Genomic DNA, 25,285 nt, shown 5'->3' on the forward strand with positions numbered 1-25,285 from the left:
GAATAATAATGCACGCCATCTTGCCATGAAACCACCCCATCCCAACTAGCTTTTCGGGCGCTTCAAACGGCGCCCCTCCCCCCCGCCCGCATGAAGATGCGCGCATTGCCGGAACCGCTTACGAGGCTCATTCGCAGATAAAATCCATTCCGCGACGCCTCCAGGTTTTAATGCAGCCTTACCGCTGCCTGTCATTGCCACATCGATGTCACATGCTCGCGGCAACCCCTGCGTCGCAATCGCCTTGGCGATATTTGCGACGCCTTCGCCTTGCCCAAAGCATACCCGCCTTGAGCCTGGGATTTCCATGCGTTCTTTGTCAGATTCTTCGCCTCCCGGCGCCCCCCCCCTCCCCCTTGGTGAAGGTGGAAAAACGTCTTTCGGCTTGGCGATGACCACGCCCCGACCTTTAATTCGCCGCATGCTTAAGTTTTACGAATACGACAAGTGCTCCACCTGCCGCAACGCACGCAAATGGCTCGACGCAAATGGCGTCGCTTACGAGCGCCTGCCGATTCGCGAAACGCCCCCCTCCCCCTCCGAACTTCAGTTGATGCTCGACGCCTACGATGGCGAAATCAAAAAGCTGCTCAATACCAGCAGCGCCGACTACCGCACGAGCGGCATCAAGGACGAGTTGCCTGAATTAAGCGCCAGTGAGGTGTTTGCCCGTCTGCAAGAAACTGGCAACCTCGTGAAGCGCCCGTTTCTCATCGGCGAAGGCGTCGCCCTGGTCGGCTTCAAGGAGCCCGAATGGGCAGCCCAAGTAGGCTAACGTCAAAGCGCCCCCCCCGCCCCCAACTCCAACTGAAGTAACTTCCAGGATAGGGGCTCACCCATAATTGACTTCCCGGCCTGCGGGCGTTAACTACGCTGCATGAGTTTGTCCCGCCGCCATTTCATCAAATCTTCCGTGGGAACCGCTGCGCTGATCGGCGCAGGCAATGCGCTCGCGCAGACCGCGAACGAGGTCACGATCCCCAAGCGTAAGTTTGGTCGGCATGACGACATGCTGACCGTGGTCGGCGTTGGCGGGCACACGCTTTACTACGCCGGTTCGCAAAAGGAGGCCACGGAGATCACGCAGCGCGCGATCGACCTCGGCGTCAATTTTTTCGACAACGCCTGGGACTACCATGGCGGGCGCGCGGAGGAATATCTCGGCATCGCGCTGCAAGGACGCCGCGACGAAATCTTCCTCATGAGCAAGTGCTGCGTCTACCACAACGGCAAGTATCCCGAGAACAAAGCCGGCGCGATGCAGATGCTGGAGGACTCCCTGCGCCGCCTCAAAACCGACCACCTCGACCTGTGGATGCTCCACAACGTAAGCGGCGACGACGCGGAAAAAGCCTATGCGCCCGATGGCATGATCGCCGCGCTCGACCTCGCCAAAGAACAAGGTAAGGTGCGCTACACGGGCTTCACCGGGCACACCGATCCTGCGATCCATGTGAAGCTGATCGAGGGCGGCTACGATTGGGACGCCACGCTGATGCCGGTGTCGGTCGTCAACGCGCTCAACTCCCGCGAATTCGAGCGCAAGGTGATGCCACTTTGCAATGCAAAGCAAATCGCGGTGCTTGGCATGAAGGGCTTTGGCGGCAGCCGCCGCACCCACCTCCACGGCAAGACGAACATCACCGAAGTCCTACGCTACTCACTGAGCTACCCCGAAGTCTGCACGCACTTGGTCGGCATTGACAAGCTCCCCTACCTCGACGCCGCGGTGGCGGCCTCCCCGTCCAAGCCCATGACCCCGATCGAACGCGAGGAATTCGCGATGGCCTTCGACAAAGACCAATTCGACGACTACGCGAAGATGGAAAGCTTGGAATACTATGACGAAGGTTTAGGCGGGGAACAAAAAGTGTAGAGCAAATCATTATGCCAGACCCCAAGAAGCACCATTTTCTACCTCAATTTTACCTAAGAGGCTTTGCCAATGATGCTAAAAAGCTTTTTATGTTTGAGAAGAAAGCAGGGACCAAATCAATTGCTACCTGCGTAGAAAACTCAGGTGCTAAACGTGACTACCACGTACTAGACTTCAATGGTAGAGAACGTGATCGTAAATCGGTTGAATTAAAACTGAGCGCGATAGAAGGACGGCAGGCGGAAATGCTTAAACAGCTAAAAGCTGCACCAACCCACATCGATTGTTGGCATGAGGACTTAGTGTTTTTCACATCTTTAATGTATCATCGAGTTCCTGCCTATAAATCCTTCATCGAGAATCAATTACGTGAGATTGCTAACGCTGGAGCACGAATGCTTTTTAGAGCTGGAGAGCTTTCTGAACCACCCGAAGAAATTAAAGCCTTAATTCGTGAAAAAGGTGATGATATTTTCGATGCGAAAATATCTAATTGGAAAGTGATTGAGCAAATGTTAATACAAGCAGAATCTAGCCCAATAATTCAGTTATTATCTCAAATGAATTTTGATCTGATTGTGCTCAAAGATGAAGCGTATCAATTTATCACTTCAGATACACCAGTTACCCTATACAGCCCAAATCATGATCCTAAATCTCCATATGGAAAGGGGTTTTCAGATCCTTCTATAGAGGTTGCATTACCATTATCTAATCGCTCGTTATTGCTCTTCAGGCATTCGAGTGAAAGAATCCCGCACATTACTGAAGATTATGTGCGACACATAAACCAGAGAGTCATTGTTAACTCTCTACGATTTATATATACGAAGCACCAGTCAGAAGAACTGGAAGCTGACATAAATCGACTTGCCAGCCAAAAAGCTGGATTCTTCTCATCCACATTGGACTTTGGTGAAGGTACATATTTCATAAGCAAAATCGTACCTGTAACCAATGACCATTTAAATTCATAGACCTCAGAGCCGGTTGATCCGGTTCGCGAGGTAGCCGGCGCCGAAGCCGTTGTCGATGTTGACCACGCTCATGCCGCTGGCGCAGCTGTTGAGCATGCCGAGTAAAGCCGCGACTCCACCGAAGCTCGCGCCGTAGCCGACGCTCGTCGGGCACGCGATGACCGGCGCGCTGACTTGGCCGCCGACCACGCTGGGAAGCGCGCCTTCCATGCCCGCCACGACGATTACCACGCGGCAGGCGCGAATGTCGTCGAGCTGCGCCAAGAGGCGATGAAGGCCTGCGACACCCGCGTCATAAACCTTGAGCGTGGGGCTGCCGTAAAACTCGCAGGTCAGGCGGGCTTCTTCCGCAACGGGCAAGTCGCTCGTACCCGCGCAGACGACCGCGACCTTGGTTGCCACGGGCTCGATCTCACGCTGGGTGACGGTGATCAGCCGCGCGAACTTATCGTAGTGCGCGCCGTGGACGTTGCCGCAGATGAAGTGCGCGGTGTCGAGGTCGATACGGGTCGCGAGCACGTTCGCTCCGCGCTCGATGAGACTTTCCATGATCTCGACAATTTGCTGCGGCGTCTTGCCTTGGCCGAAGATGACCTCCGCCGCGCCATTGCGCTCCGCGCGGTTGTGATCCACGCGGCTGTGGCCGAGGTCTTCGAAGCCCTGCAGCTCGATCGCGGCTTGGTCGGTGGAGAGTTCGCCGCTTTTTACGCGGGCAAAAATGTCGTGGATATCAGGCATCGTCATCCTCCTCTTCGTCGTCGTTAAAATCAAAAATCTCGCCCGCCAACATTTGCGAGAACTCCGAAATGGACAGCCCCTGCTCGCGCGCGATGCGGGCGCAGTCGTCGTATTCGGGCTTGAGGCGGACGACCTCGCCGCCGCGCATGGCCTGCTTCACGCGGACCGGCCCCCACTGCGTTTCGACTTCGAACAGCTGGCGCTCCAGGATCGTGCGCTGCCACTCGCGGCGACGCACGCCGAGCGTCGAACTGTGGGCAAAGAATGCGTCCTCGACTTCAGCCACGACTTCCGCCGCAGCAAGCGCATGGACGATCACACCAACGCGCCCTTTCTTAAACGTGGCCTGCGTTTGCCAGACATCGACGGCGCCTGCTTCGAGCAACTGTTCGCAGAGGAAGGCAATGGCTTCGCCGGTCATGTCGTCGAGGTTGACGGCGAGTTCGAAGACGACGTCCTGCGGATCGGCAGCAGCTTCGTCGTCATCTTCGGCGGCTGGCGTTTCGGTGTCAATGATCGCCGCGTAAACAACGTTCGCGAGATTGGGATCATTGCGCTGACCCACGCCAACGCCGACTGCGGTTTGCGTGCCCGCAATGGCTTCGCCGAACTTCGCGTCTTTGCCCACGAGGAGCGCGGCGCCGGTGGGCGTGGTCGCTTCTTTGTTCGTGCCGCCGAGCGAAACGGGCAGCCCCGTGACGAGGCGCGCGGTCGCAGGCGCGGGAACGGGCATGCGGCCATGGGCGCACATCACCGTGCCGCCGCCAAGCTCCAGCATGCCGCAGGCGAGTTGATCCACGCCGAGCAAGTCCCAGCAGATCGCGGCGCCGACCATGTCAACAATCGAGTCGACCGCGCCGACTTCGTGGAAATGCACTTCCTCCGGCGGCTTGCCGTGGACGCCACCTTCCGCAATGGCAAGGGCTTCGAACACGGCAACGGCGTCCAGTTTCACTTTGTCCGACAAAGTGGACGCGTTGATCATTTCGCGGATTTCGCGGAAAGTCCGGTGGTGGTGATGCCCGTGGTCGTGATCATGACTGTGGTCATGCGAATGCTCATGCTCATGATGATGGTGATGACCGTCATCGTGCGCATGATCGTGGCTGTGCGCGTGGGCATGGGCGTGCTCGTGGGAATGATCGTGATCGTGGCTGTGGTCGTCTTCCAGGATCACATCGCAGCGGATGCCCGTTACGCCGCCGCGCTCGTCGGGCGTGAACTTCAGTTGCCAGCCGTCGAGGCCGAGCTTACGTAGCTCGGTTTCGAGCACAGCCGGATCAACGCCAAGGGCGACCATGGCGCCGAGATTCATGTCGCCGCTGATGCCGGCGGGGCATTGGTAAAAGAGGGTTCGCATGGGAGAGTGTGTTTTGCGTCATTCCAGCCGCACTGGTTGACATGGCCCTCAGCAAACCTATCCTGCTCGGTTGATGCAACCTCTAGAACACATTAAAAGCTGGTTCGATGACTGCCCGGGCGCGCTGGTCGCGTTTTCGGGGGGCGTGGACAGCTCGCTGGTTGCATTTCTGGCGCAACATTTTCTCGGGAAAGCGCGCTGCCTGGCGGTGACATCGGCCTCGCCCGCCCTGAAGTTGTCCGACCTCGAGCTGGCGCGCGACTTCGCCCGCGAGCACGATATCCCGCTGGAGGTGGTCATCACCGGGGAGCTTGAGAACCCCAACTATTTCAACAACCCCAACAACCGCTGCTATTTCTGCAAGCACACGCTTTACGATGAGCTGGCGGGGATTCGCGCGCGCTACCCGGGCTGGTGGATTCTCAACGGCGCCAATCTCGACGACGCCGGCGATTACCGCCCCGGGATGAAGGCCGCGGCGGAATTCGAGGTCCGCTCGCCGCTGCTGGATTGCCAGATCGGCAAAGACGGCGTCCGCGCGCTGGCGGCGGAGTTTAATTTACAATGCTGGGACAAGCCAGCGAGCCCCTGCCTGGCGAGCCGCGTGCCCTACGGCGAGCGCATTACCTTTGAGAAGCTCAAGCAGATCGAGGCCGCCGAAGCCGTCGTCGCGGAGCTGGGATTTCCGGTCAGCCGCGTGCGCCATTACGGCGAGTTGGCGCGGGTCGAGGCGCCCAGCGAGCAGGTTGCGAAGCTGGAGGCGTTGTCCGAAACATTGACCGCGAAGTTGACGGCGATTGGCTTTGCCCGGGTGGAAATCGACGCCGAGGGGCTCGTTTCGGGCAAACTAAACCGCGCCATCGGCCAAGCCAAAGCGCCGTCTTAGGAAAAAGCAGCTCACGAGTTAGCGGCTGAGCCGATCAATCGTCCACACGGACGCGCACACGGTCGTCATCATCATCGTCATTTCGGTGATCTTGATCTGGTCGGGTGAAATACCAAATAGCGCCCGCGCCAACGGCCGCAAAAGCGATCAACCCCAGGAAATGATGCCAACTGAAGAAGTAGTGAGCATGGCCGTGGCTCAGGTCATTGCTAGCATGGCCCAAGACAAAATTGGGCGACACGGCGAGCAGAGAAACAACGGTCATCAACTTATGCATGTTTGGATGATGAAGCCCGGGCGCCTACATTGCAACCCAAAGAGGCACATTATTCAAAAAGCTACTCAAACGAGCCAAAAATCGTTTAATTTGAAGTGGTTGATTAAAAAATTCCGTAAATCCCCTCATATTTTCTTTTGCGCTCGCCGTATAATTAGGTCATAAAGTCCGGAATGATGCGTCGCTGCCCTTTTTTGATTTGCTGTTTTCTGACCGCGATTGGAGTCCTGGTCAGCCAGACCGGTTTTAGAAAAGTCGCCTACAAATCTGGCCCTGAAATCATGCAGGAAGTGGTAAACCGGCACAAAGCGGATACTGAACTCGAGCTGATCAAGCTGGCTGTGGTCGACGATGAGGGGAATACCCAAGTGCGCGAAATGCTGAGCGTTTTCAGCAAAAACCCGGATGGCGAGGCGCGTTATTTAATCCGCTTCCTGTCTCCGTCCGACGTGAAGGGCATTACTCTGCTGACCAATGAAGCCAACTCGGAGGACCCCGAACAGTGGTTCTACATGCCAGCCCTGGGCCAAGCGCGCAAGATTGCAAGCGACAACCGCAGCGGCTACTTCATGGGCTCAGATTTCACCTTTGAAGATTTGCGCAAAGAAAACACAACCGAGCACAGCTACCATCGCCTGCAAGACGATCAAGTCGGCAGCAAGCCAGTCTATGTCGTCATGGCGGCGCCCGCCGATGTGAACATCCAGACCGCCACCGGCTACGCCAACCGCCTGCTTTATATCGACAAAGACACCTACAACGTGCTCAAGGTCGAGTTCTACGAAGAAGGCAACACGGACCCCGTCAAGGTGCTCGAAGCTGATAAGTATTCCGAAGTGGAAGTCGACGTGGACGCCGACCGCCCCGCCCGCCTGCGCATGAACAACTACGCCAACGGGACTTACTCCGTGATGACATTGCTCAAGTCCCGCCTCAATGTGCCAGTGAACGACGAATTGTTTGATCCGGAATCCCTCAACGACTGGACTCCGGAGATGGACGAGCCATTGCTCGACCAGTTCAACGCGGATAGCTAAGCAGGCATTTCTTACGCCTTTTTTATACAGTCTCAGGGCCATTGGGATTGATCTTAGCGGCTGGTTAACAAAGCTTATAGCGAGTGCAACGTCTGTTTAAATTCTGCTACGAATACGCGTGGGTGGTGATCGTTTTGGTCCTCGCGTTGACAGGCTATTGCGTCTGGCAGGCGAAAAACCTGACGGTCAATGTTTCGACCGATTCGCTCATTCCCGAGGACAGCCCTCTGCGCCAGGAATACCAGCGCGTCACCGATGAATTTGGCTCCGACGAACTGGCCTTGATTTACGTGCAGGACGACCAGCTCTTCACTGTGGAGAAGCTGGAGCTGCTGCAAGACCTGGGCAAGCAGCTCAAATCTCTGCCGGAAGTTCAACGCGTGGAGTCGCTATTCACCGTCAGTGACATACGTTCGGTCAACGGTTGGATCGACACCTCCCCCCTCCTCCGTAAGATACCCAAGACGCCTGAGCAGCTTATCGAGAAGCAACAACAGGCCATCGACAACCCGCTCATGCGCCGGGCGATCATTTCCGAAGATGGCAACGCCACGCTCATCACCCTTTACCTGAAGGCGCCCCGCGACATTCAGGCCGAGCGCGACAAGGCCGCCAAAGAGTCCGGTGAGCCTGCCATTCCGCTCGAAAAAAGCGAATACGACAAGATTGTCTACGAAAGCATTCAGGACATTTTGCTGGGCCGCAACGAAGCGCCCAAGCCAACCCTCCCCCCCGGCGCAGAAAACCTCTCCGCAGAACTGCAGGAGCGCATTCTCGCCGCCAAGCTGGAGAAGCTGGTCGAGCCAGTCGATTATACGACAAAGTTTGACCGCGCCTTCCAAGTCGGCAGCCCGGCGCTTCATGTGCTGATGGCGCAGTATATTTTCGACGACATGAAGGTCATGCTCCCCATTGCATGCCTGATCCTCGTCATCCTACTTGGCCTGATGATGCGCAGCGCTCAGGCCGCGATCATTCCGGTGCTCAATTTCGTCATCAGCACAGCGTTCACCGGGGCGCTCATGGTCCACTTGGATATTCCGCTGAGCATGCTGACTTACATCGTGCCGGCGTTGATTCTCATCATCGGGGCAACGGAGGACGTGCACATTCTCAACGAATACCGCGAAGCCAAAGCCCAAGGGCTCACGGGAGTCGACGCAGTGGCCTTCATTGCTCAGCACATTGGGCTGACCCTTTTCCTGACGGGCCTCACCACCTCGCTCGGTTTCGCGGTGACGGGCATCAGCTCACTGGCCATCATGCAGGAGTTTGGCGCGGTCGCCGCCGCCGCGATCCTCTCGCGGTTTGTCGTTTCGCTGACCTTCCTACCCGCATGGCTGCGGCTGTTTGGCCGGTTCATCAAACCCGCTGCGCCGCAAAGCGAAGACGCCAGCAGCTCTCCTAAGCGCCTGGATGACCGCGTGGTGAAAATCCTCCGCGAAAAACTCATCACGCAGCCGCGCAATGTCATCCTCGCCTTCATATTGGTTTCCATTCCCTGCTTGGCGCTGATTCCGCAAATCCGAGTCAGCAACGACCTGATCAGCTTCCTCAAGCCGGATTCCGACATCGTGCAGGAGCTCGATCTGGTAGCCGACAAGCTCAGCGGCAGCAAAGTTGTTTACGTCACCTTCTACGGCTCCGAAGGCGAATTTAAGAAGCACGGTAGCCTGCAAAATCTGGAGGCCTTCACCAATTGGCTGCGTGCAGACGAGCGCATCGATACGGCCGCCTCGGTCTCGGATTACATTGCCCTCGTCAATCAAGCCATGACCGGCGGCGAAATCGCTAACCGGCAAATCCCGGACAACGACGCGCTCATCGCGCAGTATCTGGTCTTTTTCCACAGTTCGGATTTACAGCCCTACGTCGCAAACCAATTTGGCACGGCCAACGTCGTGCTCCGTAGCAACCTCAGCGACAGCAGCGAACTCAATGCGCTCGTGGAGGACATTCGTGAAGCGATGAACTCCGGTGAGTTTGGCAGCCATCGCTACAGCATTACGGGCAAATCCGTCATGGTCGCCTCGGCGGTGGATAAGATTATCAGCGGTCAAGTCGTCTCGCTGACGAGCATGACCGCGCTGCTTTTTGCCATTGTCGGCCTGCTGTTCGTTTCGACGCGTGCGGCAAGTCTGGCGGTGCTCTCGAACATATTCCCGGTCGTGATGGTGTTTGGCGTGATGGCGGCGTTCGGAGTCACGCTGAACGTCGGCACCTGCATGGTGGCGGCAATCACGATCGGCATCGCGGTGGACGACACGCTTCACATGATGGTGCGCTACAACAAGGAATTGAAGCGCCTCAAAGACGAACACCTGGCCATTCTGTCATCCGTCAAAGCCGAGCTTTACCCCGTCATCACGACCTCGCTGGGGCTCGCGGGCGGCTTCATCATTCTGGGTTTTTCAAGCTTTGTGCCAGTCATGCAGTTTGGCCTGCTCAGTGCAATGGTGATGATTCTGGCGTTGATCGCGGACATCATTTTAACGCCGGTTCTGCTGTCGACTACGCGCCTTATCACCCTCTGGGACGTCTTGGGCTTCAACCTGCGCAAAGCCCTGCTGGAGCGTTCCACGATGTTCCAGGGGCTGACTCAATGGCAGGCAAAAAAGCTCATCCTGCTCGCCAATCTCGAAGAGCGCGAAATTGGCGAATACGTTGTCCGCGAAGGCGATGTCGGCGACTCGATGTACGTCGTGATCGACGGCGAACTGGAAGTCAGCAAAGTCATCGACGGCAATAAAGTCATCCTCACAAAACTGACTTTGGGCGATGTCTTTGGCGAAGTCGCGCTGATCTCCGACATCAAGCGCACGGCCAACGTCATCGCCTCCACCGATGCCCGGCTGCTGCGGCTCAATTGGTCGGAACTGCAAAACCTGCAGCACTACAATCCATTTCTGTCATCACGCCTGTTCTTGAACTTGTCGCGCATCCTGTGCCAGCGGCTCAAGTCGTCTAATGAGCGCATCGAATCACCGGCGCCATTCCCGACCCGGACGCCATTTAAGAGTCGCAGTCGCCGACAGCGCCCCACAGGCGAGCAATAAATGGGAATATTTCACTGGGGCCTAACCCTCTAGTGACATGCACGGAGCTCCTCATTTAACTGCGAAAGCGCATGATTAAAGGCTTCGCGGGCGATGAAGGTTTGTATTAGCGCGTAAAATGTGCATGATAAGTTCCCGCTCCTTATGATGATTCGAAACCTACTACTACTATTTTTCGCAATTATTGCGGCTCAGGCTACGTGGGCGCAAAACGCCATGTTTCGCGGCCAAATCATCGATGAATCGACCGATTTGCCCGTTGAAGGCGCGACGGTTCTCCTCGACCTCGACACGGAAGACGACGTCATCGACTACGAAGCGACGACGGGCGCCTTCGGCTTTTATCGCCTGGAAAACGTGCCCCCCGGGGCCTACGAACTACGCGTTGAGCACATCGCGTTTGAGACGGTCATGGAGGATGTTTCCCCACTCAGCGGGGAGACGCTCCGCAAGAGCTACGCACTGACGCGCAAGGCGGTGTATGTGGGCAAAGAACTTTACACGCTCTACATCCAAGTGCGCGGCGCCGTATCCAACTGGGGCCTGCGCTATGTGCCGGTAACGATTCAGCGTTTTGAAAATGCAGGCGACGCCTCCCCCACCCACGAGTGGAAGCGCAACGCCGACGCCAACGGCTTTGTTAATTTCTTTGCGCCGCCGCAGGGCTATTATCGTTTCCTGATCAACCAGCCGGGCGAGCTCTACTCCTTCGCCGGATGGGAAAGCTACACCACCGAAGGCACTGCGCAGGACAAGGTGTTCGTCGACCAATCCTACATGGCCAGCCTCTACCTGAAGCCGATTTACCAAAGCCTCACATTCAACGTCATCGGGAACGACCCCAAAGAAGGCGACGGCTACACCGACGTTCCCTTGGAAGACATCTACGTGGAAATCACCGGCTTCGACCCATTCGATGACACCCAGCTCATGCCAACGCAGGTCGGACGCACCGATGAAAACGGCCAGATCACCTTTGAGGGGCTGCCCGGCATTTGCTACCAATACCGCTGCCGTAAATACGGCCGCTACACGCAGTATGGTTTCTACTCAGGCGAGATTGATGACACGATGCCCTACTCCACCACGCGCGGCATTTTCCCTTCGGACACGATCGACGAAAGCATGGATGTCCCCTACAATTCGCTCAACATCCGCGTCACCACCGCGTATGACCGCGAGGGTTTCGACTATGATGCCCCCCTTGCCACAACTGGCGTCGTTGGCTCAAATTCCGAGGGCTATTACCGCACTGGCCAAGCTTACTCCTACGAGCCTGTTTACGATAACACTCACAATTTCCTGATTGCCGGCAAATACCGCTCCGAGCTGCAGCGCACCGCCTATGTGCGGACACTCACCGGCATTGAGCTCGCCCCCGGCGTCAGCGGCTACAGCACATTTTACATGCAGCTTCAGGGCTCAACCACGTTCGAATTTATGCCCGGCTACGGCTACACGACGCCCAGTCCGGTCATTGAGGCTGAGATCATTCCCACCGAGGTTCAAGGCCGACTCGTCGCCGCCGATGAGCGCAGCAACCTGGGCGCGCCGGACTACCGCCCCCTCGCCAACAAGACCTTTGAATTCGTGGAGCGCGAAGGCGCAAACCTGCTGCCCTATGGCATGGATATCATCGAAGTCACCACTGACGAATACGGACGCTTTTCGCTGAGCCTGATGCCCGGCATTTACGGCATCCGCATTGACGGCATGGATGATTATTACGGCAAGGATGTCATCATCACCGTGCTCGATTCAACCAACTCGGACTACTATTATTTTGGCGGTAGCATCACCGCCTGGCCCACCATTGAAGGCTGGAAAGATCAGACCGAGTACTATGATAAGTCTTACGAGATCAGCCAGAAAATGAACTTGAATGGACTGGCCATCGACTCGGGTCAGGACATCGATATGGAGATTCGCCTGGAGAAGGAGCTGCACAGCGTCGAGGCCGTCTTCAATGTGCAAAACGACCCCACCCGCAGCCTGGTCCTGACCACCGGCGAAACCGGCAACTTACTCGAATCGCTGGCCTTCTCCGCGCTGATTGCCTCCAACACGATGGCGACTTTGTCCGACGGCGTAAACACCTACCAGGCCAAGCTGGAGCCCCATCCTTCGCTGAACTATCGCTTGGTTGCGCGCTTCGAAGCCGTGGCTCCCGGGCAGGATTACGAGTTGAGCATCAACCACCCCAACTACACTTGCACGCCCGACACCACCGTTAGTTTTTATGACTGGCCTGAGCCCGGCTACACCCCGGACGAGCTGGGCTTCGACACCACCGTGAGCGACAGTATTTACACCCAATCCACGCCCTTCGGAGAATACACGATCAACGCAGTGGTAGAGTCCAATTTCAACACCGTTCCATTGGTTCAGTTTCGGACTTACTACTCTTCAACCGAGGAATACGGCAACACCCTTGAAACTTACCCGAGCTACATCAAATTCGATGGCGTCAGCGGCGTGTATGCGCTCGCCAGCGGCGCTAAGGCGACCGCCAGTTGGAGCGGCTGGTGCAACATCAGCGGGAAGTGGTTCCAGGTCGGCCCAGGCTCTCTCATTCTCATCAACGGCCCGCAAGCCACCCCCGAAGCCGCGCCTCCTCAGTTCACCTCCGACTTGTCTGTCCGCTCATTTTACGCCAATGATCCCACCGAAGAAATCACCGGGCTCACGTTCCACACTGGCGATGCCGTCATTCGCACGACACCGTTTGCACAGAGCAACTACGCCATGAACAACCGGCCTGCCAAGCTCGGCGCCACCGACAATTGGCTCTGGGTTGAAGGCAGCCCGATTCTCACCAGCGTATCTCTCAACGGCGACCAGCCTTCATTAGAATACACGGTATGGGCGTCCCAAGGTTATGAAATCAAAGTGACTGTCACGAACCAGCTCACCAGCGAACCGCTGGTCAACGTCCCCGTCCGACTTTACACGACGACTGGCGGCCCGGCCAATGAAGACCTGTACGACGCGCTGATTCGCACTGACGAAAATGGCGTCGCCACCTTCAACTCTCTCTACTACGCCGACTATTTCGCCAACATCTATGCGCCCGGTTTTGAAGCCCAGAACTTCCGCCTCCCCATCTCCGAAGCCGAAACTGTCGATGACGACCATTCTCTCGAATTTCGTTTGAACAAGACACTAGGCCTCACTCCGCTACCCTCCCCCACCATCCACACGACCGGCGTTCCGTTCAACCGCGCTGGCGCGTTCCTGCCGGGCATTAGCCGCGCAGGCAATCAAAGCGTCCTTAATGGGTTTTCCGCCGAAGAAGTCCTTACGATGGACTGGGAAATCGAAGCTTCCCCCACCCCACACAGTTATCAGCTAACCGAGTTTGACCAAGCTGACGGTTCTACGAGCCCGGCAAGCACGATCAACGTTAGTGACGAAATTGTCGCCGCCTACCTCATTGACCAACGCCAGTTCACCAACGATTTCTTTTCCTCCGAACCCGTCTCGAATTACACCCCGGAGGGACAAGAGCCCTGGCTCATGCGCAACTATCTGAACCGCTTGGGCGCCAGTAACTCGTTGAGCAATGAGCAGCAAATTCAGTGGCATCAAAAGCTGACGCAAACCACCGTGGGCGAGAACGGCGCGACCAGCCGCAAGTTCACCGGCAAGGTGAAGCTGTGGGAGCTCCCCCCCGGCGACTTCGATCCCGCCATTGTGATTATTACCCGCCTGGGCGCAGTGGGCGTTTATGAGGTACCCTATATCGACTTCCCGGAAAAGCGTCTGCAGGGCATTCCCATCCCGCCCTGGCTCGGCTTTGCCTTCGATATGATTGGCTTCACCGCCGGTGTTTCCGCCACGCAGGATCAGATCAAGGAGTACGTCCCCAACGGCAAATTCATTCCCTTTCCCGAGTTCAGCGCCACCATCGATCTCGACGACGACGACGACCAATATATCAACTACGAATACGCGCTCACGCTCGTGCAAAAGGAAGGTCAGGACTCCCCTGGCGGCGACACCACGAGTGTCGCCCAAGGCATCCTCGGTGGTGAGTTCAAGACCGAGGGCAAGATCACGGTTCCCGGCAAAGACCGCAAAATCGACTTCACTGTTGAGAGCACCCTGAGCAAGGAAGATATCGACATTTCCGAGTACACGCCTGCGCTCATGAAGAACTTTGATATCGAAGCGGAGATCACCGCCATCAGCGGGTCTGTATCCACCACAGCTTCCGCCAATATCGATCCCGAGGCCCCCTGGCAGGCGCGCCTGACCAATGTCGTGACCTTCAATATGGACTCGGCCTTCCGCATGAACCTTACGCCCGTGCTTGGCAAAATTCCCTACGCGGGGCCAGCGCTTCTCTCGCTCGACGCAACTGGTTTGCTGACCTTCTATGGCGCCACAGAAGCCGGCGTCGGCGTCCAAAACACCTTCACCTGGACCACGCTAAGACCGCAAAACACCTTTAGCAGCACGACCGACCCCGAGCCGCGCCAACCGCGTCAACACTACCTGGGCGGCTCCGAGCTTTCGGACGCTGAAGCGTCCAGCAACGGCATCGAAAACTCCTACCTGCTCTGTTTCCGTTTCGCTTTCGGCATTGATGCAGAAGCCATCGGCGGCAATGCCGGCGCCAGTGGACGCATCAGCCTGACGGGCAACGAATGCGCTGGCCTACCATCAACCGCTGTCGAGTTTAACGACTTCGGCGACTGGCCGATGATCAACCGCATCAGCGGCGGCATCAACGTCGAGCTGGACGGCTACCTCAACACGCCCATTAAGAACTTTTCCAAGAGCTGGAGCTGGAATCTGCTGACGTTCGACGTGCAGTTCGGCACAGAAAATATCTTCCAAATGATTCCACTGGATATCGCTGACGAAGTGCAAGATCTCGCCGCCTATCCGATCCCGGATTTCATGGGCAGTAACGGGCAAGTGATGGACAACTTTACGCCACTGGCGGACTTGAGCGTTGGCAATGAAACTGGCTTTCTCTTCACCGAGTATGACTCGTCCACAGGCGAAGTCGTGCTGAAGCTCGCCACGCCTGCAGGCGACTTCGGCTACAACGATCCCATCGAAATTGCCCGCGAAGGCTACGTTGGCGAATCCGCCGTGCTTGCGCTGGACGATGGCCGCACCCTCATTGCCTGGTCCGCAGTGGACCTCGCCGACGCCAGCGATCCGCTCGCCCAGGCTGACCTGCGCTACGCTATTTCCGACATCAACGGAAACTTCAGTGGCCCGGCCGACATCACCCAGCTCAACGGCCAATCCAGCCAGCTCCAGCTGCATGAATCCGGCAGCCTCATCACCGCAATTTGGATCGACACGCCCGGCGCCTTCAGCAGTAGCTCCGACACCCTTTGCCTGAGCGAGTTTAGCAGCGGCTCATGGTCTGCGGTGGAAACCGTGGGCGATCCGCGTCAGTTCGAGCTGATGACCGTTGCCTCCGGCGGCCCCAGTGGCCCAGACTACCTTGACATTTTCCGCGTCATTGACCAAGTGCTATACGGCTTCGACTACCCTACCGTGCAAGCATTCCGCTGGGATGGCGCTGCGCTCTCGCTCTTCGATGATCAAGTTGCAGGCACCTATGGCAGTTTCCAAGGCGGCACAGCCTACGGCGAGCCAGATGGCACATTTGTCTTCATCACCAACCCCACCAACTCAGGCCTTTTCCGCTACGTGCTGGAGCCTGAAGGAACCAACTACGTCCGTGACAACGACTTCGTGCTAACCGACCTCCCCCGTCAACTCAAGGTCTGCTACCTGGACGACGCTACGGCCCCCGTCGTCGCCTATGTGTGGACTTCTGGCACAATGAATGGCACGGAGATTTACTACGCCTTTTCGGACCCCGACGGCAACCTGCTCGCTGGTCCCAACAAACTGACCGGCAACCCCAACGGCCGCTACTACGACGTGCAAATCACCGCACTCGACAATCGGGAATTCGAAGTCCACGCGCTCTTTGAAAATAGCCCCGTCGAACTCCGCAAGTTCATTGTCAGCTACGACGAAGGCCTCTCCATTAACGACAGCGATGGCGACTCCATGCTCGATCTGGCCGAATACCTGATCATCGATTTCTCTTCTGATGACGGCACAGAACTCCTGACGGATGTCCTCCCGGACGACGACTTCGACGGCGACACCTTCTCGAATCTCGTGGAAGCCAATGCCGGCAGCGATCCGACTGACCCAACCAGCATTCCAGACAGCGACGGAGTGACCGTGGTCGTCGCCTCCAATGCCGAAGAGTTTGGCCCCGTCGCGGGCGCCTTCACCGTAACCCGTCCGGGCGGCGACGTGAGCCAACCGCTCGATGTGCTCTACACCGTCGGCGGCACGGCGACTCCTGATGCCGACTACACGGCGCTATCCAGCCTTGCAACCATTCCCGCGCAAAGCACCGCGACACAAATTCTCGTCACGCCACTGGCCGACACCGATGCAGAGGGCGCGGAATCCATCATCGTCAACCTCGTGGCAGACGACGCTTACACACTCGGCTCCCCCAGCTCCGCCACGCTCACGCTTAAGGACAAGCCGACCGACGACTGGCGCTACCGCATGTTCGGTGAAAACCTTGGCCAGCCGGGCACCGCGCTCGATGAAGACTACGAACTCGATGGCGTCAAAAACCTGCTGGAATTCGCCCTGGCGTTGGACCCCTCGGTCAGCGATGAAATTGACCTGCCGCAGATAGTCACCGTGCCGAACCCGGGCAACGGCAAGCGCTACCTGACGCTCACCTATACGGAGTCTGTGGACGCAACCGACCTCACTTTCACCGTGCAGGTGTCGAACGATCCCAACAGCGGCTGGGTCAGTGGCCCATCGAACGTAGTCGAGGTCACGAGCGATCCCGCGCCCACGGATAGCGAAGGCAACCCCATCCGCACATTCCGCGACACCACCGCCATCGAAGACGACATCTTCGGCCACCGTTTTATCCGATTGCGCGTCACGGATTAGCACCAATTGCGTAGCGTTTTCAGCAGTAGCGCCCGTCATCCCTAACGGGCAGTTCCAGTGGAGTGGTATGGTGGCGCGGATCGTCTCGATCCGCATTTCGTCGCGCTGGGGTAGCTGAATGAAACTGCGGATCGAGACGATCCGCGCCACCTTCAAGCAGGCTGAAACTGCCCGTTAGCGATAACGGTCACTAGCTCCGAAAAAAGATACTTTCATGGCGCAGAAGGTTTGCCAAACTGCACTGAATCAATAGGATAATTTCCATCATGAATGGGTTCGCGCCATGCAGAAACTGTAGTGCATTCTTTGGCGACAGGAGGAACCCAAACTGGCGAAGTATCGCCGACTGCGCGACCAAGCGTCGCCGACTGTAGAACGAAGCATCGCCGACTCTCCGCAGAAGCGTCGCCGAGGCTTCTGTCAAAACCACCTAAGGGTTGGGGCAGAGACCCACGGTTGTTTTGGTCTGAAACCAGTAGAGTTTTTCATCACCATAGATCGGTTGTTTCGATCCCTTACTACGCATCCTAATCCGCGGCTTCCAGCAGGCGCATGCGGCGGTGCTTTTTAGGGAATTGCAGCGTCACGACCGTGCCGGAGTTGGGGCGGCTATCGAGGCCGATCTGACCGCCGTGGTCGCGCATAATACGGCGGCAAATCATCATGCCGAGCCCGTTGCCCGTCGACTTGGTTGTGTGATAAGGCTGAAAGATTTTCGACAGGTCTTCCTGCGCAATGCCCACGCCGGTATCGGCAAATGAAAGGAACACGAACTCATCATCCTCACGCGAAGCAATGCGCAGTTTACCACCAGCGTCCATGGCTTCCATCGCGTTCTTAACGACATTGAAAAACACCTGCTTAATCTGGTTGCGATCACCCAGCACCACAGGCGGGTCGCCGTCCACCGTCACGTCGATATCGACGTTGAGATTCGTGAGCTCGGATCCGAGAAAGTTCAGCACTTCATCCAGCACATCCAACAGCGGCGCTTCTTGTAGATCCAGCGGTTGCGGTCGGATTGCCTGCAGGAAATTCGAGATGATGCCGTCAAGGCGTTGCACTTCGTTCGTACAGACATCGACCGCTTTGCGCATCTTCTTTGCGGCCGCTTGATCCTCCAATTTCTTCACCTGGCGCTCCAGTAGTTGCAGGTGGATGTTGATCGAGTTCAGCGGATTGCCCAGCTCGTGCGCCACACCGGCAGCAAGGTCAAAAATGCTGGAAATTTTCTCGTCCTGAATCAGTTGCTCCGTGGACAGTTTGTCCTCGGTGATGTCGGTCAGGATCATCGTGAACAGCGGCGCATCCTTGTCGCTTGTTTCGGCCTCAAAAGGCGTCAGGTAAATTCGCACAAAGCGATGCTCCGGGTAAGTGATCTCCAGCTCGCGGGCAATCGCCGCTGGCCGCACGCGCCGCCCCGAGCCATCAAGCCCGGTTGAAGCAAGGTTCATCGTACGCGCCAGATCGGGCACCGCTTTCCATACTGGGATTGTGCCAACGTCCTCGTCTTTGAGCCCCAGAATCGTCAGCGCAGCGGCGTTGGCGTACTCCACCAAACCACTCTTGCCGATGACGAGCACCCCTTCGCGAATAGCGTTAAACACCGCCTCAAGCAGCTCACGTTCACGCGCCAGCCGCTGCACGAGAATGGTGAGGTTCGTGGTGTCGAGATCGTCAAGACGCCCCAGGATGCGCTCCAGGGGTGAGGATTTGCTGCGCGCGGCCATGGAATGAAATGCTGTTCGCGAAAAACCGGCATTTCAACGCCAAAGCGCGGGTGTGTTCTCCGCCACGCGCTACAACAAATGCGTTTCCTAGAAACGGAAGCCCATGCGCAGGGAGACCGCATTGACGAGCAAGTTCTCCGAGAAGTTGTTGTCGTATTGGGCCCTGACTTCCCAGCCTCCATCGGTCACGAACTCGATGCCAGCTTCTGCCCGCCCAAAGAATTGGTCGTACTCGAATTCGCTCACGAGGACGCCGCCAGCGACCGCGCCGCTGACCCGCGAACGCGTTTCCCAAGTCGAATCAGTCCATGCACTGACGCCAATTTTGGCGTAAGGTCGGAGGTAGGCGCCATCCAAATCAATGCGCATGCCTGCCTCTAACTCAGGAGAAAAGCCTGCCTGGAAATCGTCCTGGGATTCGAAGTGCTGATTCAAACCGCCGGCGCCAGTCTCACTGTAGGCCGGCACATCCACATTGACCAAATCAATGTTCATCGCGGGGCGCAGATACCAATTCGAAAAGGGTATGTTGTAGGCGGCTCTCAGGCGCGAGGAAACAATATGGCTCACCTGATGCGATTCCGCAACGAGGCCTGCTACCCGCCGTTGGAAATCCGTTTCAGAATAGGTGTAGGCGAGCGAAGCGCCGACCAGCCAGTTTTCACCGATCAACTTCTTGGCCACGAGGCCGCCCGTGTAGCTGTTGCCATCGCCGCTAAACCCGCCGCCTTCACTGGTGATGTTCTGGTTCCCGTAAATGAAACCGCCACCCAGGAAAAAGTTATTGCCGACGTGCTGCTGTCCACCGACCTGATAGCGCCACTCGTCTTCCGAATAGCCACTGATCTGGTTATTCTTGTCGTACTGCAAGTCGGCATAATCGCCCCGCATATAGAAGCCTGTTCCCTCCGTCAACTGAGTCGTATTGCCCACGAATACCGGAATCGAATGCAAGGTCGTGTGGTGGCGCGCCGCAGTCGAGGGCGCCACCGCTGGAGACACTGCATGAGCCTCCGGGCTCAAGCTCTGTAATCCACTCGCCAGTTGAGCGGAGGTCTGTGCATTGAGAATTGAAGCGATGGCGACATCCAGGTCAGCCGAATTGCCATTGGCCCATATGCTTTGTAGATACTTCGCGACATGCTGCTCGTTCTGGGTGAGCTTCGAAGCCTGATGCGATGACGAGCCCATAAAATCAACCGACTCGATGCTGAGCGATGTCTCAGTCCCGCTGGTGGTCACATTCCAATTTACGACGAGTGAATCTTCGACAGCATCGAACGCCACATATGTCTCTGGGGAAGTCAGGAATGTATATGTCCCATTTAATCCTTGGCCCGAACCGATGATCACAGGACGCAGGCCGCTTTCGATATTGGCCGTGCCGGATACCTGCAGTTGATCGTTCTGGTTATTGGCCGGATCAATTTCGACGTTCCAGACGCCAGTGTCCTGACGGAAATCGCCCTGCAAAGAAGTGGTCGAGATTTCATTAACCCCGCCCACGTTCAGCGTGCCTTGATTATTGAACTCGCCATAGCTCAACTGGACGCTTGATCCAGGGTAAAAGGCGCCGGACCTGCCGTTGATAAAACCGGTTTGACCAGAGAAATCCAGATTACCGATAATCGTGCCAAGGTTCATCACGCTGGCGGCGCCGGTGTCTGTGGTGCGGATCGCAACGCCGGACTTCGCCTGCAGCGTGCCGCCTCTGAACAGAATGTTATTGTCAGTCCCGCCGTCCAACCAAATGCCAGCGCCGTTGCCGTCCCCGCCATGGATGGAGCCGTCAAATTGAACGGTGATGGGGCCGGAGGGAGCCGTCGTGTCAATCGTGCCCTCAACTGACTGATAACCGCTTTGTGCGTAAATCCCCACTGAGCCGTCGCCTGTCACAGCGATGCTCCCCTTAAGGTTGATCGATACGCCTGCGCTGGCCTCGCCAAAATTGCCCGAACGTGAATCCCCATTATAGCCCGTTGGCAAGATAACGCCATCGGTGGTTCCAACTGCGACTCCGCCACCGCTGAGGCTCTGAGCGTAAATGCCATGGGCATTCTTCCCGTGCGTCGTGATGGACATCGAGGCGTCGGGTGCGCTTTCGATGGTTACTGCGCCACCGACTCCAGAACCCAGCGTGGAGTCACTCAGGAAATTATCAAACGTTGCCCCCGAAGACTGGTCGGTCACCGCTCCGGTGTAGCCACCGCCGCCCCCAATGCTTTGCGCAAAAATGGCGATTGAGCCATCACCCTCCGTCGTGATTGCCGCACCGTCACTCAGTTGAATGTCAACGGAGCCACCATCACCACTTCCGCCCAACACACTGCTTTCGGAATCGATGGTTACATCAAATGACGTGCCGACTCCGTCGGTAAAGAAGCCTCCACCGCCACCAATAGACTGCGCGAAAACGCCAAAGGCATTCGCGCCATTGGTGTGGATCGTCCCCTGCTGGCTTACGGACACATCGCCACCGTTTCCAGTGCTGTCGGATGTCCCACCAAGCTTCAGCGTATAAGTGCCCGATGCATTCTGATAATTGCCAGTGAGGTACTCAAACACCTGCTCGAAATCGACTCCCACGCTCTCCAGTTCGGAGATCACTTCGTGCAAAACGCTCTCAAAGCCAGCATCATATTCATCATCCGATGTTGCGTTGCCATGATTGAGGAAACTGAGTCCTCCGCCCGCACCGATAGACTGGGCAACAATCGCATGCGACTCTTCGCCGATAGTTCGGACATGACCATTATGATTAATATCAACACTGCCGCCTAAGCCACTCGACCCAGTTGATCCATCGCCGTGGTTACCGCCCAAAGTGAATTTGGCAGTGATCGACCAGGACGATTCATCTGACCCAACGCCGGCAATGCCTCCGCCCCCGCCAACACTTTGCCCAAACAGGCCAAAGGATGAGTTTCCATCTGTGAACACGGATTCGTCATTGGTAATTTCAACCTTACCCCCGTCTCCCGCCGCGCCGCCAGCGCCACCGGTGAGAAAATCTGCATTGAAGACATTACCGCCCTGGGCAACAGCCGCGCCGCCTTCACCGCCACCTCCTCCGATGCTGTGGGCGAGAATCCCGTGAGCAACGTCGCCCCGAGTGTGGATTACGCCGTCATTGGTGACGCTTACTTTGCCGCCATCTCCACCGACATTGCCATTGCCGCCAATGGACACATTCGCTGAAACCGTGACTTCGAACTTCTCCCAAAAATCCTCCGCAAAGCTTCCACTGCGTATGTTCGTTGGCGCAACGACTGATAATAAAAGGCGGCCCAAGCTCTTGGGAACCGCTTTTAATGCAGCTTTGCCCACTGCTTTGACGAGGCTGCCCGTTGCTTCCGCTGAGCTAGCGCCCCCTTTGCCACCGCCGCCGCCAACGGATTTCGCTTCGATGCCATGGCTGCCATCCGCGTGTGTATTCACGGTCGCGCCTTGCTCATTGTGAATCGTGATTTTGCCGCCGTGGCCCCCTTCACCACCCGTTCCACCAACGGAGTAATTTAAAGAAACGCTTTCCGCACTCGCTGCGCTGGAGCCGCCGGCATTGCCACCGCCGCCACCAATGCTGCGAGCGCTGATCCCGGGGGCATCCATGTTGGCCGTCAAAATAGATCCTGAATTGGTGAGCGAAAGATCGCCTCCCAAACCGCCACTGCCACCCGAACCGCCCAGAGCCAGCACTGCTGAAACATTGGTGCCCTTGGCCAGCGTTGCGAGAGATTGCCCCAAGGATAATATCGACTGCAGCGAGCTGCTGTTGACGTACTGATTGAGCATTTCAAAGGGGATCTTGATCGTCGTTTCAGCGTGACCGAAACCACCGTCGCCACCACCGCCGCCGACACTCAAAGCAGCGAGCCCTTCAGAACCAAATCCGTAAGTCTCAATCGAACTGGAATTACTCAGCGTGATCTTGCCTCCGACCCCACCGTCGCCACCGCTTCCGCCCAACGAGGCCGATAGGCGCACTTCATCGTTCGCGCCAGCCGAGTAGGAGTTCAGCGTTGCGTTACCACCGGTTCCACCGCCACCGCCAACGCTACTGCCCTGCACGCCACTACTGGCTGAGTCATAGGTGACAATCGTTCCGGTATTGGTGAGTGCGATATCGCCGCCAGCTCCACCTGAGCCAGCATTTCCACCCACATTGTTCGTGACGGCCAATGCTGGTAACTCGGCGCTTTCCTTACCAGTTATCAACGCGGTATAGGAAGTGGCGCTACCGCCGCTGCCGCCGCCGCCACCAACGCTGTGACCATATATCCCAGGCGACTCAACTCCGCTCGTGGTGAGAGAGGAGGCATTCGTTACCGTAATAACACCGCCGGTATTACCCTGGCCACCGTCGCCGCCGACATTGATGCTGAAATCCAATGCCACACCGCCGCCGCCGGTAGTCAGCGCCCCACCATTGCCGCCGCCGCCGCCAATGCTCTGGGCAGTGATCGCGGGCGAAGTCGCACCTGTAGTCGTGATGGTTGATGCAGAATCCGTCGTTTCGATTGTCACATCGCCTCCGACGCCCCCGGACCCGCCTGATCCACCCGAGGATACATTCAGTTCGATGTTCGCGCCATTATCAGAGGCTCCCGTTGCGCCTCCACCGCCAACGGCCTGCGCATAAATTCCCGACGCCAAATCCCCCTTGGTCGAGATCGTGCCGGAATGCGTCACAGTAACCGTAGAGGAATCGCCACCGGTACCGCCATCGCCTCCTCGGCTGGCAAACGGAAACCAGGCTGAGCCAGCTTGGCCGCCATTGTTGCTGTCTGGTTGGTCCACCAGCGTGAACTTGCTTTGCGTTAACGCGTCACTTGAGTTTCCACCTCCAATGCTCTGGGCGACAATTGCAATTGCCCCCTGACCGGCAGTGGTAATAGACCCGGAATTATCGATCGAAATCGTGCCGCCTTGACCAGCGCTGCCACCGTCTCCACCGACAAATGCGCTATCTGCGCCATTGCCGCCAGTTCCGCCAACGCTCTGGGCGAAAATACCAAATCCGAACTCGCCCTGCGTAGAAATAGTCCCCGTATTCGTCGCTTCTACAGCGCCGCCAGCCCCACCGTCTCCGCCGGGATCGCCGTCTACATTTCGGGAGTCTCCACCGTTGCCTCCCACACTTTGCAATGTAACCGCCGGAGAATAGATGCCCTGCGTTGTGATGTTGCCATGGTTGGTTAGCTTAACCACGTCATCATCAGTCGCAGCGCCATTCCCGCCAGCGCTGTCAAAGCGATCAGTAAAGTTCACGCCAGTTCCACCCCCGATGGCGCCGACACCACCGGTTCCACCCTCTGCCGAGAGGAGCACGGCGGGCGCATTATCTGCATTGGTTGCGACGCTTCCGTCCTTGTCAACTGTCAGAGTGACTGAGGATGCGGCGCCTCCGTTGCCGCCGCCACCTGGATCGTCGTCCACAGTATCACCATCCAGACCACCATCGCCACCATTGCCTCCGACCGAAAGCAGGTAGATACCCGCATTGTTTTCATAGTCCGTTGAGATATTTCCATCTACATCCAGCGATACACTGCCGCCATTACCTCCCATACCACCAGGTCCCGCATAGCCACTGAAAATATCAATGACGGAATCGACGCCGCCTCCGTTAGCGCCGTCTCCCCCCGTGCTGGTTGCAGAAACTGCAAAATTGGGATTCGCCGCCTGGACGCCATTGGGCATCTTCAAGCTGATCGAGCCACCCTGATCCAACGTGACGACTATATCGCCACCGTCTCCACCAGTGCCGGTGGCAGTATCGCCACGATCACCAAATGTAGAGCCATAAACATTGCCGCCACTGACGCCACCCGTGCTTTGCAAATTAAGACCGTAACCAGTCCAGGCGGTCGAAATATTCGATATCGCAGCCGAGATTCCGAGCGAGATTGCTCCACCAACGCCGCCATCGCCGCTCGATTGATTTTCGCTACCTCCCGCACCGGTTCCCCCCGTCGAGGTGAGCAGTACGCCGGTGTCGGGAATATCCCCCGCAGCCACTGAAACATCGGTGGTAACACTACGATCGATGGAGGGGCCAGCGTCGCCGCCACCATCAGCAGCCAACTCAATCTCGCTGACAACGGCTATATTAAGTATTTGTCCAAAAGCGGACGTGGTGATCGAAAATATGGCGAGTAAGCAGGAAGCGTTTCTCATTGAGGAAGTATTCGCAAATCAGTTAGTGGTAAAATTAAGCCCATCATGAGCCAAAGAGCCCAGATTGACTAGAGCTAAAAAGGGAGCAAACGGAAGACCAGTCTATTCCCCAAAAAACAAAAATTTTCTTATTTTATGTAAGCCCTCTGCTCGCACAAAGTAATCCCCGCGCGACAAGCATGCTCACAGGCTGACTATCCTC

The 25,285-nt window shown here is 57.0% G+C and carries 12 protein-coding genes; 7 read left to right on the forward strand and 5 right to left on the reverse strand.

Features of this window, described 5'->3' with window-relative positions; translation table 11 throughout:
* The first annotated feature begins 307 nt into the window (after positions 1 to 307).
* From RBB63_RS09200 to RBB63_RS09210, 3 genes are all read left to right on the forward strand, one after another.
* Positions 308 to 775, forward strand: a complete 468-nt coding sequence (locus RBB63_RS09200) for a Spx/MgsR family RNA polymerase-binding regulatory protein (RefSeq protein ID WP_309383383.1) — start codon at positions 308 to 310, stop codon at positions 773 to 775.
* 102 nt (positions 776 to 877) lie between these two features.
* Positions 878 to 1,876: an aldo/keto reductase gene (locus RBB63_RS09205; RefSeq protein ID WP_309383385.1), complete on the forward strand. Its 999-nt coding sequence runs from the start codon at positions 878 to 880 to the stop codon at positions 1,874 to 1,876.
* Between the two features lie 11 nt (positions 1,877 to 1,887).
* Positions 1,888 to 2,853 carry a DUF4238 domain-containing protein gene (locus tag RBB63_RS09210; protein WP_309383387.1) on the forward strand — a complete coding sequence of 322 codons (966 nt, stop codon included), beginning with the start codon at positions 1,888 to 1,890 and terminating at the stop codon, positions 2,851 to 2,853.
* A gap of 3 nt (positions 2,854 to 2,856) precedes the next feature.
* Here the strand turns inward: RBB63_RS09210 and larB are convergent, their stop codons facing one another.
* Together larB and larC are read right to left on the reverse strand one after the other, a co-directional pair.
* The gene (gene larB, locus RBB63_RS09215) at positions 2,857 to 3,597 is read right to left on the reverse strand and encodes a nickel pincer cofactor biosynthesis protein LarB (protein ID WP_425503893.1); all 741 of its coding nucleotides are present in this window, start codon (positions 3,595 to 3,597) and stop codon (positions 2,857 to 2,859) included.
* Positions 3,584 to 4,951: a nickel pincer cofactor biosynthesis protein LarC gene (larC, locus tag RBB63_RS09220; protein ID WP_309383391.1), complete on the reverse strand. Its 1,368-nt coding sequence runs from the start codon at positions 4,949 to 4,951 to the stop codon at positions 3,584 to 3,586. The genes larB and larC overlap by 14 nt, the downstream gene beginning before the upstream one ends.
* A gap of 73 nt (positions 4,952 to 5,024) precedes the next feature.
* On the opposite strand from larC, the gene larE reads away from it, so the two are divergent.
* Positions 5,025 to 5,837, forward strand: a complete 813-nt coding sequence (gene larE, locus RBB63_RS09225) for an ATP-dependent sacrificial sulfur transferase LarE (RefSeq protein ID WP_309383393.1) — start codon at positions 5,025 to 5,027, stop codon at positions 5,835 to 5,837.
* A gap of 34 nt (positions 5,838 to 5,871) precedes the next feature.
* Here larE and RBB63_RS09230 read toward each other — a convergent pair whose 3' ends face one another.
* Entirely contained in the window at positions 5,872 to 6,102 is a 231-nt protein-coding gene (locus RBB63_RS09230; RefSeq protein WP_309383395.1) for a hypothetical protein, read from the reverse strand.
* Positions 6,103 to 6,395: 293 nt separating this feature from the next.
* Between RBB63_RS09230 and RBB63_RS09235 the strand changes: the two genes are divergently transcribed.
* From RBB63_RS09235 to RBB63_RS09245, 3 genes are all read left to right on the forward strand, one after another.
* Positions 6,396 to 7,151, forward strand: coding sequence for an outer membrane lipoprotein-sorting protein (locus tag RBB63_RS09235; protein ID WP_309383397.1), 756 nt, complete (start codon positions 6,396 to 6,398; stop codon positions 7,149 to 7,151).
* 83 nt (positions 7,152 to 7,234) lie between these two features.
* On the forward strand, positions 7,235 to 10,207 hold the full coding sequence (locus RBB63_RS09240; RefSeq protein WP_309383399.1) for an MMPL family transporter: 2,973 nt from the start codon (positions 7,235 to 7,237) through the stop codon (positions 10,205 to 10,207).
* A gap of 216 nt (positions 10,208 to 10,423) precedes the next feature.
* Complete coding sequence (locus RBB63_RS09245) at positions 10,424 to 17,176, forward strand: carboxypeptidase regulatory-like domain-containing protein (RefSeq protein ID WP_309383401.1); 6,753 nt, start codon at positions 10,424 to 10,426, stop codon at positions 17,174 to 17,176.
* A 527-nt stretch (positions 17,177 to 17,703) separates the two neighbouring features.
* On the opposite strand, the gene RBB63_RS09250 is transcribed toward RBB63_RS09245, so the two are convergent.
* Together RBB63_RS09250 and RBB63_RS09255 are read right to left on the reverse strand one after the other, a co-directional pair.
* A complete protein-coding gene (locus tag RBB63_RS09250) occupies positions 17,704 to 18,906 on the reverse strand; it encodes a sensor histidine kinase (RefSeq protein ID WP_309383403.1) in 1,203 nt (400 codons plus the stop codon).
* Between the two features lie 87 nt (positions 18,907 to 18,993).
* Positions 18,994 to 25,083 (reverse strand): autotransporter outer membrane beta-barrel domain-containing protein, encoded by a 6,090-nt coding sequence (locus RBB63_RS09255; RefSeq protein WP_309383405.1) that lies wholly within the window; start codon positions 25,081 to 25,083, stop codon positions 18,994 to 18,996.
* Positions 25,084 to 25,285 lie beyond the last annotated feature (202 nt).

The organism is Cerasicoccus frondis, assembly GCA_031296915.1.
Lineage (GTDB): Bacteria > Verrucomicrobiota > Verrucomicrobiia > Opitutales > Cerasicoccaceae > Cerasicoccus > Cerasicoccus frondis.